The following is an 18,098-nucleotide window of genomic DNA, read 5'->3' as shown; positions in this document are numbered from 1 at the left end:
CTGCCACGCGCAGGCACCTGCCCCAAGACGCTGCTGCGCTCGACGCGGTGCTGATGCGCCACGGCTATCGGCCAATCGGAGCCTGCCCGCTGTTTCGCCTGATCGAGGCGGACGATGCGCATGCGCTGTTCGAACGCCTCGCGCAGCGTGCGATCCTGACGCGGCCCTTCGCCGGGCAACCGCACTGGCTGCGTATCGGCCTGCCTGCCGGTCGCCCGGCGTTGGCCCGGCTCGAAGCGGCGCTCGCCGATGGCTGAGCCGATCGCGCTCGCCGCGCTGGCGCTCGACGCCGCGTTCGGCTGGCCGCGCGCGCTCTATCGCCGCGTCGGCCACCCCGTCGGCCTGTTCGCGCGGATCATCGACGGCTGCGAGGCGCGGTGGAACCGTCCCGGACATAGCTTCGCCGCGCGGCGTGCGCTCGGTATCCCGACCCTGCTCGTCCCGCTCGTTCTCGTCGCCGGCGCCGGCTGGGCGCTCGAGCGCTGGGTGATCGCGTCGCTCGGCGCATGGGGCTGGATCGCCGTCGCCATCCTCGCCTGGCCTGCGCTCGCTCAGCGCAGCCTGTTCGACCATGCCCGTGCGGTCGGCGAGCGGATCGATGCGGGCGACCTGCCCGGCGCACGCGGCGCGGTCGGTATGATCGTCGGCCGCGACACCGCCGCGCTCGATGAAAGCGGCGTCGCGCGCGCCGCGATCGAGAGCCTCGCCGAAAGCTTTTGCGACGGGGTTGCGGCGCCGCTTTTCTGGCTGTTCCTCCTCGGTCTGCCCGGCGTGTGGGCATATAAGGCGGTGAACACCGCCGACAGCCTGATCGGCCACCGCGAGGCGCGCTGGCGCGCCTTCGGCTGGGCGGCGGCGCGCACCGACGATCTCGCCAACTGGATTCCCGCGCGGCTATCGGGCCTGCTGCTGTGCCTCGCGGGCGGCGGCGGATGGCACACCTTGTGGCGCGACGCGCGCCAGCACGCCTCGCCCAACGCCGGCTGGCCCGAGGCCGCGATGGCGGGCGCACTGGGGCTTCGGCTGGCGGGCCCGGTCGCCTATGACGGGGTAATGCACAACAAGCCGTGGATCGGGGAAAGCGACAGCGACGCGGGCGGCGGCGATATCGACCGTGCGCTCGCCATCTATGTACGCGCGTGCCTGCTCGTGTGGCTGATCGCGGGGGGTGTGGCATGGCTGCGCTAATGCTGCAGGGCACCGGCTCCGACGTCGGCAAGTCGGTACTCGTCGCGGCGCTGTGCCGCGCGCTCACCAATCGCGGCCTTCGCGTCCTTCCCTTCAAGCCGCAGAATATGTCGAACAATGCCGCGGTGACGACCGACGGCGGCGAGATCGGGCGCGCACAGGCGCTGCAAGCCATTGCGTGCCGCGCCGAACCGCACAGCGACATGAATCCGGTGCTGCTGAAGCCGCAGGCCGATCGCACGTCGCAGCTGATCGTCCACGGCCGCGTGCGCGGGACGCTGGGCAGCGGCAATTTCCGCGAGGCGCGTGGCGCGCTGATGGCCGAAGTGCTCGAAAGCTATGCGCGCCTCCGTGCCGCCTCAGACATCGTCATCGTCGAGGGCGCCGGATCGCCCGCAGAGATCAACCTGCGTGCGGGCGACATCGCGAACATGGGTTTCGCGCGCGCTGCGAATGTGCCCGTCGTGCTGATCGGCGACATCGACCGCGGCGGCGTCATCGCCTCGGTCGTCGGCACGCGCGCCGTGATCGATCCCGACGATGCGGCGATGATCCGCGGCTTCCTGATCAACAAGTTCCGCGGCGATCCGGCGCTCTTCGAGGATGGCTATCGCGAGATCGAGACGCGCAGCGGCTGGTCGGGTTTCGGTGTCATCCCCTGGCTCAGCGCGGCAGCGCGCCTGCCGAGCGAGGATGCGGTGATCCTCGAACGCCCCGCCGATCCGCGCGAGGGGCGCAAGCTGATCGCCTGCCCGATCCTGCCGCGCATCTCGAATTTCGACGACCTCGATCCGCTGAAGCTCGAGCCCGGGGTCGAGATCGTGATGGTGCCGCCGGGCCGGCCGATCCCCGCCGAGGCGGCGATCATCGTCCTGCCCGGATCGAAGGCGACGATCGCCGACCTAGCGGCGCTGCGTGCCGAGGGCTGGGACATCGACATCAAGGCGCATCACCGGCGCGGCCGGATGATCGTCGGGCTGTGTGGCGGCTATCAGATGCTCGGGCGTAGGATCGCCGATCCGCTGGGGATCGAAGGGACAGCTGCCGAGGTCGAAGGGCTTGCCCTGCTCGACATCGAAACGATTCTTTCGCCTGCAAAGACGTTGCGTCATGTGCATGGAACCGCATTGGGTACGCCGGTCGAAGGTTATGAAATGCATATGGGTGAAACCAGCGGCCCCGGAACGGCGCAGCCGTTCGCCACGCTGGAAGACGGCGCGCGGGACGGCGCGATCAATGATGAGGGCAATGTCATCGGATCCTATCTGCACGGGCTGTTCGCGTCGCCTGGCTTCCGCCGCGCGTTGCTGGCGCGGATCGGCGTAGCGGGCGGCGGACGCGACTATTTGGCCGACGTCGACGCGGCGCTCGACGACATTGCGGCCGAGTTTGCGGCGCACGCCGATATCGATGCGATGTTGCGCATCGCGGGGATCGCCGCATGAGCGGATCGTCGCTATTCGTGCTCGGCGGCGCGCGCTCGGGCAAGAGTCGCTATTCGCAGGCGCGCGCCGAAGCCGCGGGCGGCAGCCCGGTCTTCGTTGCGACCGCCGAAGCGTTCGATGACGAGATGCGCGCGCGGATCGCCCGCCACCAGGCCGACCGCGACGCGCGCTGGCGCACGGTCGAGGCGCCGCGCGACCTGCCCGCCGCCATCGACGCGCTGAATGCCGAAGACGCCGTCGTGCTGGTCGACTGCCTGACGCTCTGGGTATCGAACCTGCTGCTCGCCGAGGCCGACATTCCGCGCGCGGGCCGCGAGTTGTGCGATGCGATCGTCCGTTTCGAGGGCAAATTGATACTCGTAGCCAACGAGGTTGGCCTTGGCATCGTGCCCGACAATGCACTCGCACGGGCGTTCCGCGACGCGGCGGGACAACTCAACCAGTCGGTTGCGGCGGCGGTGGAGGAAGTCGTGCTGCTCACTGCGGGATTGCCCCTCACGCTCAAGCAGCGCGGGACCTAAAGCGCACCATCCCCGAAACGTGCTGAATGTGGCGTTTACTATCGTTATGAAGCATATCCTCACGCCGCCCCGGCAAATCGGGCCGCATGAGAAAGCATGCCGATCTTGTCGCTGGCGATTCGCGATGGCTTCCTGTCTCCATCGCCCTTGCCGCCGCGGCGCTGACGCCGTCGGCCGCCCATGCCTCGTCAAAGCTGCTTAACGTCAAGGCGCTGGCGGACGGCAAGGCTGCATGTCCCGTCGCGGCGAGCTATGCGCCGCCGGCCAGGGCCGACATCTCACGCGCCATATTGAGCGGAGCGCCGAGCGCGCTCGACCGCATCCGCGCCGACCAGCAAGGCATCGCGGCGCCCGAACCCGCTGCCGCGGTGCCGGTCATCGCTAGCCTCGCCGCGTTCCCCGTTCGGCAGACGCTCGAGCCCGCCAGCCGCACCCCGATCGCTTTCGCCTCGTCCGAGGGCTGCGGTGTGCCGTCGGTTTTCGCGCCGTTCGCCAACGCAAGCGCCGAATATGATCCGGCCGCCGAACTCGGCACCCGCGCGATCCCGGTCAAGCGCACGCGCTTCGACGATCGCTGGGACCGCGTGCGCCGCGCCGCGCCGGCCGGGCTGATGCAGGGAAAACTGCGCCGGGCGAATGCGTCGCCGGGGCTGAACGAGCCCGAGCTTCTAGCGCGCGTCAATCAGTGGGTGAACCGCGAAATCGCCTATGTGAACGACGACCGCAATTACCGGCAGCGCGATTTCTGGGCGACCGCCGAACAGACGATCGCGCGCGGCAAAGGCGATTGCGAGGATTTCGCGATCCTGAAGATGCAGATGCTGCGCGCCGCCGGGGTCGATGCCGATCGGATGAAGCTGGTGCTCCTCCGCGATCTCGCCGCCAACGCCGACCATGCCTTCCTGCTCGTCCAGACCAGCGCGGGCAAGGTCGTGCTCGATAATATGACCGACCGGCTTTACGATGGCAGCCGCGCCAATGCGGTGCGGCCGGTGCTGTCGTTCAGCGAAAACCGGCGCTGGGTCCACGCCTATCGCGGCACACAGCCGTCGCCGAACTTCGCTGCGAATCCGGCGTCGCAGAAAAGCTATACGCTGGCACTGAACAATCAGCGTTCGGTCAGTGCCGACCCGCTGACCTTCAAGACCGGCTTGAGCAAATAACTCAGCACCGATTTCTTGCCCGTCACGATCTCGACATCGCATAGCATGCCGGGAGTGATCGGCAGCCGCCGGCCGTTCGACGTCAGATAGCTGTTCGTCGTTTCGACGACGACGGTGAAATAGGCCTGCCGTTCGACCTCGTCATAGATACTGTCGGCCGACACGCGCACGACCTTGCCGTTGAGCCCGCCATAGATCGAGAAATCATAGGCGGTCACCTTGACGTTCGCGGGGTCGCCGACCTTGATGAACGCGATATCGCGCGGGGTCACGCGCGTTTCGATCAGCAATTTGTCGCCCAGCGGCACCACCTGCATGATCTGCTCGCCGGCATTCACATAACCGCCCACCGTGTTGACGAGCAGGTCGTTGACGACCCCGCGCGTCGGCGAACGGATTTCGGATCGCGCCAGCCGGCCTTCGGCGCCGCGGATCGTTTCCTCGTTGACCGCCATCTTGGTCGTGAGCTGGCTGCGTTCGTTGAGCGCTTCCTGCTGGAAGTCGAAGCGCGCGCGCGACACTTCGGCGCCGGCTTCGCGCACCGCGGCTTGCGAGCGTGAAATCGCCTGGCGCGCCGCGGCGAGCCGGCCCTGAATATCGACGACTTCGCGCTGCGCGGTGAGCAATTCGGTCTGCGGGACGACGCCCTTCGCCGCGAGCGGCGCGAGCATCGCGACCTGTTCGCGTGCGAGGCTGAGGCTGCTTTCGAGCGACGCGGCGGTCGCCTGCGCCTCGCCCATGTCGCGGCGGCGCTGCTCGACGCTGGCGGATAGCGCCGCGAGCTGGCTTTGCAGCGACGAGCGCCGTACCTCGGCCAGCCGCATTTCGTCGCCGCAGCTTGCCCCGGTGCAGCCCGCCCCGCCGCCTTCGCCCGCAAGGCGCGCGGCGCGCTGCGCAAGGCGGGCATTTTCGGTTTCGAGCTGGCCGAGTTCGGACTGCGACGTCGTATTGTCGAGCCGGACGAGGAGCTGGCCTTTCTTCACCGTCTGCCCCGAGCGGACGAGGATTTCGCGGATCGTCGAGGGTTCGGCCGACTGGATGATCTGCACTTTCGACGAAGGGATGACGCGCCCTTGCCCGCGCGATATCTCATCGACGCGCGCGATGCTCGCCCACAGCAGAAAGAGGACGAAACCCGCAGCCGCCGCGACCATGATCTGTTCGCTACCGCGCAAACGCTGCCAGAACTTCATCATGAAAACGCGCCCCTATTCAACACTCTGGGGCTCGGCTGCGGCTTGCGCCCCTTGCTGGGTCGTCAGGCTGTCGAACCGCGATTTGCTCTGCGTCGGGTCGGGAATGTTCGGCACCCAACCCTTGGTCACATCGACGCGGCCGCCGACGTCGGTGTCGGTGCGGCGGTCGGTCGGGTCGCGCGGCGGGGGCACGCCCTCGACCGCGATCACTTCGCCGGGCAGCGCCTCGGCAGCCGCTGCGGCGCCCTGAAATAGCTGGCTGAACGCGGGAATATATTCGGCGCCGGTATAGGCGTCGGAGAAAGCGCGCGGCTTCCCCCACGACCCTGGCCAGCGATAGAAGATATGCGCGCCGATCTGCTCGATCTTGGTGAGCTTCGGCGCCCAGCGCGGCAGCACATAATTGGCGTGGTAATGCGTCGCCATGCCGACGCTCACCTCGACATGGCCCGACAAAGCGGCGCGCGCGATCTCGGCCGAGCGGCGCCACAGCGCCGGCACCGGCGGGCGGCGCATCGATCCATCGCACGCGAAGCTGAACTGGCAACCCGGACGCGCGCTGCCCTGATAGATCACGCCGCACACGGTGTTCGGATAGGCCGGGTGCTTCATGCGGTTGAGGATGACCTGTGCGACGGCCGCCTTGCCAGCGTCGGACTCGGTTGCGGCCTCGTAATAGATCGCCTGCGTCAGGCAGCGCTGCGCGTTGGTCGCCTGCGCCAGCGAGATCGTCGGCATCAGGAACGGCCGCGCCGCCTCGACCGGCAGCGCCGAAACGGGGAGCAACGCGTTGCGCGCGACCGCGTCGGCGCCTTCGGCGGTCGGCACGACGGAGTTTGCTTCGGTATCGGTGATCAGTTTCGCAATCGCCTTTTGCTTCGCCGCCTTGGCGGTTTCGACGGGATCGGCGGCCCAATCGGCAACGGTGCCCTCGACGAAGCGCGACAGCCGGTCGTTCGACGAAGCGAACAGGATCGCGGTCGCGAACAGCGCGAGACCTAGCAGGATCAGCTTCAGGCTCTTGGGCGCCCCCTGCCGAGCATCCGCCCAGGGTGCGTCGGCCGCTGCGGCGACATCGCGCCCGATGTTGAGTTCAGGGATCATGATGCCGGTTCCTTGGTCGATCGCGCGAGCACTTCGGCGCGCGGGCCGTCGGCGACGATGCGGCCGCCGTCGATCACGATGATGCGGTCGCACATCTGGAGGATCGCCTCGCGGTGCGTCGCGATGATCACCGTCTGCGATTTGCCGACGGCGCTATCGAGCGCGTTGATGAAAAGCCGTTCGCTCTGCGTGTCCATCGCGCCGGTCGGCTCGTCGAGGAAGAGCAGTCGCGAGGGTGAAGCAAGCGCGCGCGCGATGGTGAGGAAGCCGCGCTGGCCACCCGACAATTGCCCGCCGCGTTCGCCGGTGCCGCGGTCAAGCCCGGTTTCGTCACGGCCCATGAAGCGGTCGGCGCCGATCGATTGCAAGGTTGCAAGCAATTCGGCGTCGGTCGCCGAGGGGGCGCAAAACTGCATATTCTGCTTGATCGAGCCGCTGAACAGCACCGAATCCTGCCCGACGAAGCGGAATTGCGAGCGCAGATAGATCGGCGAATGCTGGCGGCTGTCGAGCCCATCGATGAAGATATTGCCCGCCTCGGGCGCATAGAGCCCACAGAGAAGGCGCCCGAGCGTCGACTTGCCCGACGCCACGCGGCCGACGATCGCGATCCGCTCGCCGGCGTCGATCTTCAGATTGATGTCCGACAAGGACGGCGCCGCGGCGCCCGGATAGGTGAAGGACAGGCCTTCGACGACGACATGGCCTATGTCGATCGTCAGGTTCAGCGCGCTGCTGCCCATGCGGCGTTCGTCGTCGGCCTCGATCATCTGCTGGATGCTCGCCATCGTCGTCAGCGCCTGACGCCCGCGCGTCATCAGGAAGGCGAGCTGGCCGACGGGCGCCATCGAGCGGCCCGCGAGCATCACGATCGCGATGATCGCGCCCATCGAAATCTTGCCCGCATCGAACAGGTAGAAGCCGCCGACGACGAGCGCGAGGCTGGAAAATTGCTGGCCGAGCGTCGCGAGGTTGATCGCCGCGGCGCCGGTGCGGCGCATCGTCGCCTGCGTCCGCGCGCTGGTGTCGACCATCCGGCGCCACTGGCCGAGCACCTGCCCCTCGGCAGCGCAGCTCTTGACCGTTTCGGCCCCGCCGATCGCCTCGACCAGCGTCGCATGCTGGATGCTCATGTCGGCCTGATTGTCGAGCGACGCCTGCACCATCCGCCGCTGCAGGAAATAGCCGGCGACACCCATTGCGACGATGATCGCCAGCGGAACGAGCGCGAGCCAGCCCGCGAGCACGGCGATCATGATCAGGAAGAGGAAAAGGAAAACGATGTCGACGAGCAGGACGATCGTCGTCGAGGCGAAGAAATCGCGGACCGATTCGAATTCGGACACGCGCCGCGCGAGCATGCCGGTGCTGCCGCGGCGGTCGGCCAGCGGCATGTTCAGCACCTTCGAAAAGATTTTCTCGGACAGTTTGACGTCGAGTTCGCGGCCGAGATCGTCGAGCAAGGTCGACCGCGCGAGGCGCAGCGTGAATTCGACCGCAAAGGCGAGCAGCGCGCCGACGGCGAGGACCCACAGGCTCGACACCGCCTTGTTCGGGATGACACGGTCATAGACGTTCATCGTGAACAGCGGCAGTGCAAAACCGAGCAGGTTGATCATCAGCGCCGCGCCGAGCACCGGGTAGAAGGAGCGGCGCATCCGCCGGACCTCGCTCCAGAACCAGTGGCGCTTTGCCTGTTCGTCCCACGGCCGTTCCTCGGCGCGGATCGCGGTCGGATCGGCGGCCACCGCCACCGCCTGCCCGGCGTAACTTTCCTCGACCGCCGCTTCGTCGGCCCAGATCGGCGCATCGGCACCCGGCTCCCAGACGAGATACTGGTTATCGCGCGCTTCGATCAGCACCGCGCAGGTGCCGTCGGAGCGCCGGATGATCGCGGGCAACTCGCGCGCAAGGTGCCGCACCTTGCGCGCGTAGAGCTGCTCATTGTTGATGAAGCAGAGATCGAGCGCGGCCTCGGCCTGATGAAAGGGGAGGAAGCCCCTTTCATCGCGCGCGAGCGCGACAAGCGCACCGCGCTGGAAATTTTGGCCGAAATGCTGCGCGACAAAGAGGATACAGGCGATCAGCGGATCGCCCGGCGCCTCTTTACCGATACGCGCAATCGTGGATTGATTCTGCACCATATTCAAATTTTCTACTCGGAATCAATCCACTGACATCATTTACGGGCGATGGCGACGCTGGAGTTCGGCGGGCGCCGGCGGGCCGTAACCGACCTTCTCGCGCGCATAGACGCGGCGCGCTTCGGGAGCGGTCAGGTTGAACGCGTCGAGCAGGCTGTTGGTCGATGCGAGGATTTGATAGACCGCGAACATCTCCGAGAAACGCGCGGTTTCGGCACGCACCTGGACGTTGAAGCGCGTGTTCTGCGCGTCGAGTACGTCGAGCAGCGAACGGCGGCCGACCGAGAATTGCTCGCGGTACGACAGCAGCAGTTCGTCGGTCGACTTGCTCTGATCGACGAGGTCGCGGAACACCGCGGTCTGCGTCTCGCGGCTGTTCCATGCGCGGCGCGTATCGGCCTCGGCATTGCGTTCGGTTTCGTGCAGGCGGAAGCGGCTCTCGCTCGCGCGGCGGATCATCTCCTGATATTTCGCCTGATTGATCCCGCCATTGAAAATATCCCAGCGCAGGACGACGCGGCCGAGCAGGTCGGTCGTCTCGCCGCGGAACGCGTCGATATCATCGCCAACCCGGCCCGAAAATTCGAGGCCGATCGTCGGAAAAATATCGCCCTTCTCCTTCTTCGCCTCGGCATTCGCCGCATCGACATCGGCCTGCGCTTCGAGCACCTTCGGGTGCCGCGACCGGGTCAGGCCGACCGCTTCGCTGAGGCTGACGGGCAGTTTTTCGGCCATCGCCGGCGGCATCTGCACTTCCTCGACCTCGAGCCCGCTCAGCGCGAGCAGTTCGATCTTGGCATTCTGCAATGCTTCCCTGGCTTCGGACACGCGAACGCTCGCCGCCTTCGCGCGCTCCTGCGCCTGCTGCAGGTCGGCAGTGCTGATCGATCCGGCGGTCACGCCGCTCGACAGGTCGGACACCAGGCTGTTGTGAAAGGTCATATTATCTTCGGCGGCGGCGACGACGCGCTGCTGTAGCAGGACGTCGAGATATTGCCGCGCCGATTGCAGCGCAATGAACTCCGACCGTTCGACCACGCGCAGCGCCGCGCCGTCGACGCGCGCAGCTTGGCGAAGCTTTTCGCCGTGGCGCCGGCCGAAATCGATCAGCGTCTGCTCGGCACGGATCCCCGCTTCGAGCGGATAGAGTTCATCGTTGGCGATGCCGAGGTTGCGGCGCGTCGCATTTTCGAGCCGGCGGACGCCCGCAGACATTTCGAGCGAGACGCGCGGCAGATACAGCCCCTTCGCCTGTTCGAGTTCGAACTCGATCGCCTGTTTGTTCATCTCCGCCTGATTGATCTGCGGATTCGAATCGATCGCGACCGCCATGACATTCTGCATGCTGGTCGGCTCGGCAAAGGCCGAACTGGCGAAAAAGGATATGGCGATGGCCGAGGCAAAGCCGGCGAGCTTAATTTGCTGTTTCATCACAGTCCCCCATTCACTTCGACTTCGACGCGCCGGTTCTCCGGCGTGCGCTGGCCGTCCACCGTCTGGACGCGCGGCTTGCGCTCGCCCATCCCCGACACCGCAATGGCGTCGGCCGGAATGCCCGCGGTGCCCATCATGTCGGCGATCACGCGCGCCCGGCGCAGCGCCAGACCGTCGTTATATTTATCGGAGCCCGACCGGTCGGTGTGACCGACGACGGTAAAGCTGCGCCAGCCGCAACGCGTGCGATTCTCGGCCATGAAGGCGACCGACTGACCCGCATCGGCGGGCGCGACGGTCGAATCCCAGTCGAAATAGAAGGTCGAGGCGACCTCGGGCGGGCAATTTTCGCTCGGCGGGGCCGGCGGCACCAGCGGCGCTTCGGGCGTCGGCTGCGGCCGCTTGGTCATCATGCCATAGGCGAAATCGCAGCGCCGCAGGCTTTCGGCGTCCTTGGTGCCCGATTTCAGGAAGCCCTTGGCGATGCCGCACTGGACCTTGGCCTCCGACGCCCAAGTATAGACATTGCTGTTGGCGGCGACGACCGAGCGATCGGTGGTCAGCGCCAGGGCCGCGTCATAGCGGGTTTGAACCTCGGTTCGCACCTGATCGATCGGCTGATCGGCAAGAGCCTGCGCATAAGCGCTGCCAGGCTGGGCGAAGGCCAGCGCGGCAAATGCCCCCGCCATCCATTTTCCCGGTTGATGTGCCATGTTCGTATCGCCCTCCCGTTATTCTCTGTTCCACTGGTCTTTGAAAACTGCTCGATCAGGCCGCTGCCATGGCGTGAAGATCCGCTTCCAGCGCCTGGCTGGTCGGGAACGCCACATCCGGCGCGATCTGTTGATCGAGGAACTGCGCCAGATCGAATGCCGGCGTCTCACCGGCCGCGATCTGCACCGGTTCGGGGCCGCCCGTGACAGCGTGGATCAGCTGATCGACCGTGCTGCCGCCGCTTTCCAGAACCTCGGCAAGCACTGCAATCGCCGCCGGATCATGCGCCGCGGCATCGGAGCCGGCGGCAACCGCCTCGGCCGGCACCGCCGCCAGCGCAAGCAGGCCGTCCATCACGCCGGGATCGAACGAACCACGATCCGCGATCATGTCGGCCAGCGAATCCGGGTTGCCGGTATCGGCATTGTCGGTGGCTTCGCTGCGCCAGCCGCTGTCCTCGGCGCCGTCGATCGCGGCGGGACTCGTCTCGTCGGAATGCGGCGTGGACGTGTCGGGTGCGGCGGTTTTCGGCGTTTCCGCAAGGCTGTCATTCGCGGCGCTCGAAGGCGTCGCCAGCGCCGAAGCATCGACGGCAGCCGCCGCGACGCCGCCGTCGGCCTGGTCGATACCCGGCTCGGCCCTCGTCACCGCGATCGGCGACGCGACGCTGTCCGGCTGCGCGTCGTGAATCCCCACGATCAGCGACGCGGCGACCAGCGAGCTGGCCAGCGCCTGATTGCTGCTCTGATCCACTGCGCGCTGCGCACCATCGGCCTGCCGCGTTGCGAAGGAGACGTCGCCGACGGTGCCCCGGCTGCCGTCGGCCCGGGTGAAGTTGGATTGCCCGAAAACCAGAACCTCGCCCGAAGCGGCCCGATAGCTCTGTCCGTCCGAATGAAGGTCGATCGCGGTGATGCCGAGTTCGGTGAGCGTATGATATTCGCCTGCATCGGCCACACCGTTGCTATTGATATCCTGCCAGGCACCGAAGCTGGCGAATTCGGCATCCGCAGCGGTGAACTGCCCGTCGCCGTTTGTATCAAACGCCAGCCGCAGCGCATCGAGGTCGGTCGTGGCGCCATCGGCATAGTTGGCAAGAACCAGTTCAGACGCGCCCGAAACCTGGCGATCGCCATTCACGTCGTAGACGAGCAGGCCGTCGTCCGGCGCGGTCCAGGCCGTAGCCTCGGCAATGCCGTCGCCGTCGAAGTCGAAGCGGACCCCGGCGGAGGTGTCGACGAACTCCAGCCCGTCGCCGTCGAGGTCGAGCACCACCGGCGGCGTAATCGTGTTGGTGCCCGATCCACCGTCGATCGCATCGGTGCCCGGTCCGCCGGTAATGGTATCGTTACCGTCATTGCCGAACAGCGTGTCGTCGCCGTCGCCGCCGTTGATGACGTCATTGCCGCCGCGGCCGTAAATGATGTCGTTGCCGCCATTGCCGTTCAGCGTGTCGTTGCCCGACGTGCCGTAGATGGTGTCGGCCAGCACCGGGTCGCCATTGACCGTGATGGCCGGATTGCCCGCGTCGTTATATTTGAACTCGAAGCGGACGAGACGTGCCTGGAAACTGCCGCCATCATCGTCAAGATAGGTGAGTTCCCATGTGTCGCCGCCCACCGGGGGATTGGCGGTGAGATAGTCTGCGAGTGTGGTGCCGGTAGGATTGCCCGAGCCGTCCAGCAGGAAGATGCTGGTATAAGGCACGGTCGCCTTCATCAGGCCGCTCGCGGAGTCGTAGAGCCAAGTCTGCTCGAACTGGGCGGCCGTGTCGTCGTCCTGGACGACGACGAAACGATTGCCGTCAATTGTGATCTCGACGGTGACTTCCTCTTCGCGCTTCGAACCGGCGCTACCTCCACCGAAGCCGTTGGGATCCCGCTCGTTAACCGGTATCGGACTATCGAACGGGCTTTTCTGGAAGTCGGTGAACAACTCAAGCACCGCAATATTGGCATTGCCGTTCAGGCCGGCTGCAAACTCGGGAGTGAGCGTGAGCGTCACCTCCTGGTCATTGCCGGAGGTCAACGGGCTGCTGCCGTCACCAATCTGGGCATTCTGCCCCGGCAGGCGCGTCGGCGCGACTTCGTGGATGAATACCGACTGGGTAACGCTCGTTGTACCGTCGCTAACCCCGAGATTCAGCGTGACGTCGACCGTGTCATTAGCCGTAGCGGTGGGCCGGTAGACGAGGTCGTCGAGCAGGTTGATGCCGGCATCGGTATCGAACAGGATCGTGCCCGTCGTCAGCGCGACATAGGATGTACCATTGAAATAGAAAACGCCGGTGGGTGCGTTGCTGGCCGTCACGACCAGAGGATCGCCGTCCACATCGGTCGGGACGACAACATTCAACGGATATCCGTTGGCGAACGTCGGTGTCGTCGCGGTCTGCTGTGCCGGATCGCTCGACATCCACACGGCGTTGTTTGTGACGGTCGGCGCGTCATTGACGCCGTTGATCGTGATCGTCAGCGTCGTCGTCGTCCGGTCGCCGTCGCCGTCGGTGAGGGTGTAGGTATAGGTTTCGGTCAGCGATTCATTGACGCCCAGCGCCTGCACCGTCGCATTGCCGTTGTTCAGCGTATAGGTGTAGCCGCCAATGGCGTCGAGCGTCAGCGAGCCATAGCTTCCTGCGACCGCCACACCGATATTGCCTGTCACGTCGCCCGCCGGAGTACCGGCGGCGACACCCGTCACCGCCGCGCCATCGGCTCCTTGCGTGTCGGCGCTTCCCGGCGCATTGGTCGTCCCGACGCCGGTCACGACGTTGCCGGTCGCCGGCAACCCGCTGTCCTCGGCCACCGCATCGGTGTCGGCACGCGCAGTCGGAATATCGTCGATGACGTTGATCGTGATCGTGCCGGGGACGCTGTTTCCGTTGGCGTCGGTCGCGGTGTAGTTGAACACCCGCACGCCATTTTCAGTGGTGATGTCATTGTCGAGCGTCGCACCGTCAAATGCCGATTTCAGCGTATAGGTGTAGGTGCCATTGGCATTGAGCACGAACTTGCCGAGCGCATCTTCGACGGTCTGCGGCGTATAGGTGACGCCGGTTCCCGTAACGCCCAGTGTTCCTGTTACGGTTTCGGTGGTGGCGCCGGGGTTGCTGCCGGTGACGGTTCCCTCCGCGACGTCATCGCCATCCTGGTTCAGGTCGAGCCCGGCTTCGTCGACCGTCTTTGTCTGATTGTCGGGGGCCAATGTCACCGGCTGGATCGTGATCGTCAGCGTCGTCGTCGAGGTGTCGCCGTCGGCATCGCGGATCGTATAGACGAAGACGTCGGTGACGATGGTCGACGTCGTGTTCGGCTTGGCGTCATAGCTGTAGCTGCCGTCCGCGTTGAGCGTGAGGTCGCCGAGCGCGGTCGAAATCACCGTGCCGGTGCCGGTCGTGACCGGCGTCGTCATGTCGCCGCCCGCGGCGCGCACACCGACAACCCCGCCCGCGGGCGATGTCGCCTCCGCACCATCTGTGCCAAAGCTGTCGGCATTGTCGGTCAGCACATTGCCGGTCGCGACGGCGCCCTCGATGATCGATTTTATGTCGGCATTTGCTGTAAGGCCATCATCGAGGAAGGTGATCTGGTCGCCGATCTCGGTCTTCGCGGTCGCGGTGTCGTTGTCACCGTCCTTGATCGTGACGGTGGCGCTTATCAGGCCGGTGAGCGTCAGCGCATCATTATGAAGCGCCAGTTCGCCATCCTGAAGATGTTCGAGCGCGACGAGCTGCGTCACCGTCAGCTTGCCGTCGCTGCCAATGGTAATGGTAAAGGCGTCGTGCGTGCCGCCGCCATCGGTGTAGCGTCCGGCGATCGTCGTCGCCGAGGTTTCGACCAGCATGACCGCAAAGTCGCCCACGGCCGTCTTCAGCCCGCTGTCGACCGCCGCCGGATCGAGTTCGGGGTCGGAGGTCGTCAGTTCGATGCCATAAGTCGTCGCACCGGTCGACGCGGGGCCGTCAGCACCATAGGCGAAGGCTGCGGTGATAACTGGGTCCGCCGACGTCACGGTGTCGAAACCGCCGGTTTCGTCGAGCGTGACGATGCCCGAGCCCGCAACATTGGTGATCGACGGGCCATCATCCTCGATGCGGACGACGCTGCCGAGGTCAACCGTATCGCTGCTGAAATCGCCGTCAAAATCGGTCGCCGTGACCTGGAGCAGCAGCGCGCCGGCGTTCATTCCTGGCGAGCTTTCGTCATTGCTGGCGGTATTGCCATGTTCGATTGCGATCAGCTGGGTCATCGTGACCGTGCCGTTCGCGGCGACGGTGAAGGTAAAGGCGACATCGCCTGAAGTTTCGCCGCGGCCTTCGACCGTGCCCAGGCTGGCCTGGTAGAGGCGGATCACCTCATTGGTCGCGGAGATCAGATAACCGCTCTCCGGGTTCGCACCGCCAAGGACGAATGCGTAGCTGTAGGAGACGGGCGTATCGGCGCCCGCATCGAGGCTGACGGTATAGAGATCGGCGATCGCAATCGTCGCCGAACCGAGGTTGCCGGTGGCATCGGGGTCCACTTCAGTGCCCGCCGCGGTAACGCCGTTGGTCTCGTCGATCAGCAGCTCGGCGCCCGCCTTCAGCGTGACGTCGAGGACCGGGCCATCGTCGGCAAAGCGGATGTTGCCGCCAAGATCGATCGACTGCGTCGCGCTGTCGGTGTCGCCGTCGCGATCGGTGATCGTCACGGTCCCGGTCAGGCGGACCAGATTGTCCGCGAGCATCGCGAGCTGATTTTCGAAATTGCTGTCGACGCCCGGACCGTCATGGTCGATCTGCGCGAACTGCGTGAGCGTGACCGTGCCGCTCGCTGCGTTCGCGTCTAGAGTGAAGACCGTGTTGCCGGGGTTGACGGCGCCCGCGTTCGCCGCGGTCGAGCCGGTGATCACACCGCTGACATTATAGAGGAAGATCGAAAAACCATTGCTATCGAGCCCTGAATCCGCGCCATCAGCGCCGAACAGCGACAGGAGGTAATTCCAGGTGATAGAGCCAGCGCCATCCTCGCCAAAATCGGCATTGGCAAACGCAAAGGCGTCGCTGAAATTCGCGGTCGACACTGCGAAATCGCTCGCTGCGCCGATCGTTTCGCCGTCCTGCGTCGTCAGCAGGACATTCGCCTCGCTCACGACCGCGATGTCGATATTGACGCCATCATCCTTGAAGGTCAGCGACCCGCCGATGTTGGCCGTCGCGCTCGCCGGGTCGCCGTCGCTATCGGTCACTGTCGCGGTCAGCGTGATCAGGTCGGCGGCGCTGAGCCCGATCGCCTGGTCAGCGCCCGTATCGGGCGAGTGGAAGACCGGACGCTGCTGATCGAGCGTCACCGTGCCGTTCGCATCGACCGTCAGGGTGAAAACGACGGCGCCGCTGCCGCTGGTACGGCCGTAAACGACCCCGGCCTCATTGGTTAGCACCACCGACTGGCCGGTGATGGTGTCGACGAGACCCGAAGCGATGCCGGTCGATTTCACGCCCAGCGCATAGACGATCGAATTGACCGCCGCCGGCCCGTCGGCGTTGAACGCGACGTCGAACAGGCTGCCCGGCTGTCCGAAGCCGAAATTGGCCGTGGCGTTGGTTGCAAGGTCGCTGTCGTCGACCGTCAGCGCATTGGCGCCGCCGGCGGCCGCGGTCACCGCGGGAACATCATCGGTGACCTGCACGGTGACGACGCCCGTCGCGGGATCGCCGTCGGTATCGGTCGCCTGCACCGTGACGGTGCCGAGCGGCTGCGTCTGTGCCGCCATCGCCAGCGCGTGCGGCAGGTTGCCGGCGAGCGTCACCGTGACCGTCGCCGTGCCGGTCGCGCCGGGCGCGATGCTCGCGGGCGCGGTCAGGCTGATCGTGATTGCGGCGGGGCCATCCGGGGTCAGCGATCCGGTGATCGTCTGCCCGCCGGGCGCCATCGTCCAATAGATGTCGGTGCCGGCACCGTCGAGACTTGCGACAAGCCCGGCGACGCCCGTGAAAGCGAAGCCCGACAGCGTATCCGAACCCGCCGTGAAGATCATGTCGCCGCTCGCGACCTCGTCCGGGCTGGGCGGCGTGCTGCCATTGGCGAGCGCCGCTTCGTTCACGGTGAGTGTGATCGGCGCGGCGTTCGCCGGAATGGCGCCGTCGGCGATCGCGATCGTCAGGCTGTCCGACGTCGGATCGCCGTCGCGGTCGACCGCCGACAGCGTGAAGGTTGCGGACGGATTCGCGGCGTTGTTCTGGTTGCCTACGGCGGCAAAGCTGAACGTGCCGTCCGCGTTGACCGTCAGCGTACCCGTCGGCTCGGTGATCGACACGCTGCTTCCCGGCGCGAGCGAGAGCGTTGCGCTGCCGCTGCCGAAGCTGACATTGACCGAGGAAACGCCGTCGGCACCGCGATCGAGCGTCCAGGTGCCGTTCGCGGTCGCGCCTTCGACGACGGTCGTCGGCGCGTCGGAAACGTTCAGCGTCGGCAGGTCGTCGACGATCGTGACGCCGAACGCGCCCGATGCCGTGGTGCCGTCATTGTCGGTGACGGTGAAGCCGATGCCCGCAAGGAAATCGCTATCCTCGCTGCCCGGGACCGCCTGATCGATCGCCTGCGAGAGGGTGACCGTATAGCCATAGGTGACCTGCGTCGCGCCGGGGCCGGCGGCCGGGGCCGTCAGGCTGATGCGGATCACTTCATTGCCGCCGACCGAACCGACAAGGTCGTTGCCGACCTTTTCGAAGGTCACCGGCACATTGTTGACGGTCAGATGCGTGTCGAGCGCGGCGCTGTCGTCCAGGACTAGCGAACCCGCGAGCGTCGCGGGAACGTCGCTGCCGAAATCGACTATGATCGTGCCGTTGGCGCTCGCGCTGCCGGTCGAGGTCACTTCGCCGGACAGGCCATTGTCGGCATTGGCGCCGACGAGGCCGTCCTCGTCGACGGTGACGTCAGCAATCTTGCCGATCTGCGGCGCCGAATCGGCAACGAGCGTGATCGTCGCGGTGGCGACGTCGGTGTCGCCGTCGCCGTCGGTGACCCGGTACTGGAAGCTGATGCTGCCGGTTTCCTGCGCGCCGGGCGTGTAGGTGAAGCTGCCGTCGCCATTGTTGACGAGCGTGCCTGTGCCGGTCAGCGATCCGGCCACCAGCTCAACCGCCCCCGGCTGCACGCTGTCGGCGCCCTCGACATCGTTGGCGAGCACATCGATCGTCACCGGCGCA

At 66.1% G+C, this 18,098-nt stretch carries 10 protein-coding genes and 1 pseudogene; 5 read left to right on the top strand and 6 right to left on the bottom strand.

Annotated elements, in window-relative coordinates; genetic code table 11:
* From VJ811_RS09805 to VJ811_RS09785, 5 genes and pseudogenes are all read left to right on the top strand, one after another.
* Nucleotides 1-257, top strand: a pseudogene (locus VJ811_RS09805) (threonine-phosphate decarboxylase); the annotation flags it as partial.
* A complete protein-coding gene (gene cbiB / locus VJ811_RS09800; RefSeq protein ID WP_324072089.1) occupies nt 250-1,188 on the top strand; it encodes an adenosylcobinamide-phosphate synthase CbiB in 939 nt (312 codons plus the stop codon). The pseudogene VJ811_RS09805 and the gene cbiB, both read left to right, overlap by 8 nt.
* Nucleotides 1,176-2,633, top strand: coding sequence for a cobyric acid synthase (locus VJ811_RS09795; protein ID WP_324072088.1), 1,458 nt, complete (start codon nt 1,176-1,178; stop codon nt 2,631-2,633). The genes cbiB and VJ811_RS09795 overlap by 13 nt, the downstream gene beginning before the upstream one ends.
* Complete coding sequence (gene cobU / locus VJ811_RS09790; RefSeq protein ID WP_324072087.1) at nt 2,630-3,154, top strand: bifunctional adenosylcobinamide kinase/adenosylcobinamide-phosphate guanylyltransferase; 525 nt, start codon at nt 2,630-2,632, stop codon at nt 3,152-3,154. The genes VJ811_RS09795 and cobU overlap by 4 nt, the downstream gene beginning before the upstream one ends.
* Before the next feature lie 86 nt (nt 3,155-3,240).
* On the top strand, nt 3,241-4,317 hold the full coding sequence (locus VJ811_RS09785; RefSeq protein ID WP_324072086.1) for a transglutaminase-like cysteine peptidase: 1,077 nt from the start codon (nt 3,241-3,243) through the stop codon (nt 4,315-4,317).
* Here VJ811_RS09785 and VJ811_RS09780 read toward each other — a convergent pair.
* Genes VJ811_RS09780 through VJ811_RS09755 form a run of 6 tightly spaced genes read right to left on the bottom strand, consistent with a single transcriptional unit; the run spans nt 4,263 to nt 18,091 of the window.
* The gene (locus VJ811_RS09780; protein WP_324072085.1) at nt 4,263-5,513 is read right to left on the bottom strand and encodes an HlyD family type I secretion periplasmic adaptor subunit; all 1,251 of its coding nucleotides are present in this window, start codon (nt 5,511-5,513) and stop codon (nt 4,263-4,265) included. The genes VJ811_RS09785 and VJ811_RS09780 overlap by 55 nt on opposite strands.
* A gap of 12 nt (nt 5,514-5,525) precedes the next feature.
* Nucleotides 5,526-6,617: a cell wall hydrolase gene (locus tag VJ811_RS09775; protein WP_324072084.1), complete on the bottom strand. Its 1,092-nt coding sequence runs from the start codon at nt 6,615-6,617 to the stop codon at nt 5,526-5,528.
* Nucleotides 6,614-8,761, bottom strand: coding sequence for a type I secretion system permease/ATPase (locus VJ811_RS09770; RefSeq protein WP_324072083.1), 2,148 nt, complete (start codon nt 8,759-8,761; stop codon nt 6,614-6,616). Before VJ811_RS09770 ends, VJ811_RS09775 begins: the two co-directional genes overlap by 4 nt.
* Before the next feature lie 39 nt (nt 8,762-8,800).
* Nucleotides 8,801-10,192, bottom strand: coding sequence for a TolC family protein (locus VJ811_RS09765; protein ID WP_324072082.1), 1,392 nt, complete (start codon nt 10,190-10,192; stop codon nt 8,801-8,803).
* Nucleotides 10,192-10,908 carry an OmpA family protein gene (locus VJ811_RS09760; protein WP_324072081.1) on the bottom strand — a complete coding sequence of 239 codons (717 nt, stop codon included), beginning with the start codon at nt 10,906-10,908 and terminating at the stop codon, nt 10,192-10,194. The genes VJ811_RS09765 and VJ811_RS09760 overlap by 1 nt, the downstream gene beginning before the upstream one ends.
* A gap of 55 nt (nt 10,909-10,963) precedes the next feature.
* A complete protein-coding gene (locus VJ811_RS09755) occupies nt 10,964-18,091 on the bottom strand; it encodes a DUF5801 repeats-in-toxin domain-containing protein (protein WP_414711932.1) in 7,128 nt (2,375 codons plus the stop codon).
* Between the last annotated feature and the right edge of the window lie 7 nt (nt 18,092-18,098).

It is taken from the genome of Sphingopyxis sp. (assembly GCF_035250425.1).
Classification (GTDB): domain Bacteria; phylum Pseudomonadota; class Alphaproteobacteria; order Sphingomonadales; family Sphingomonadaceae; genus Sphingopyxis.
The sequence above is the reverse complement of the archived record's forward strand: the minus strand, read 5'-3'. Positions and strand labels throughout refer to the sequence as shown.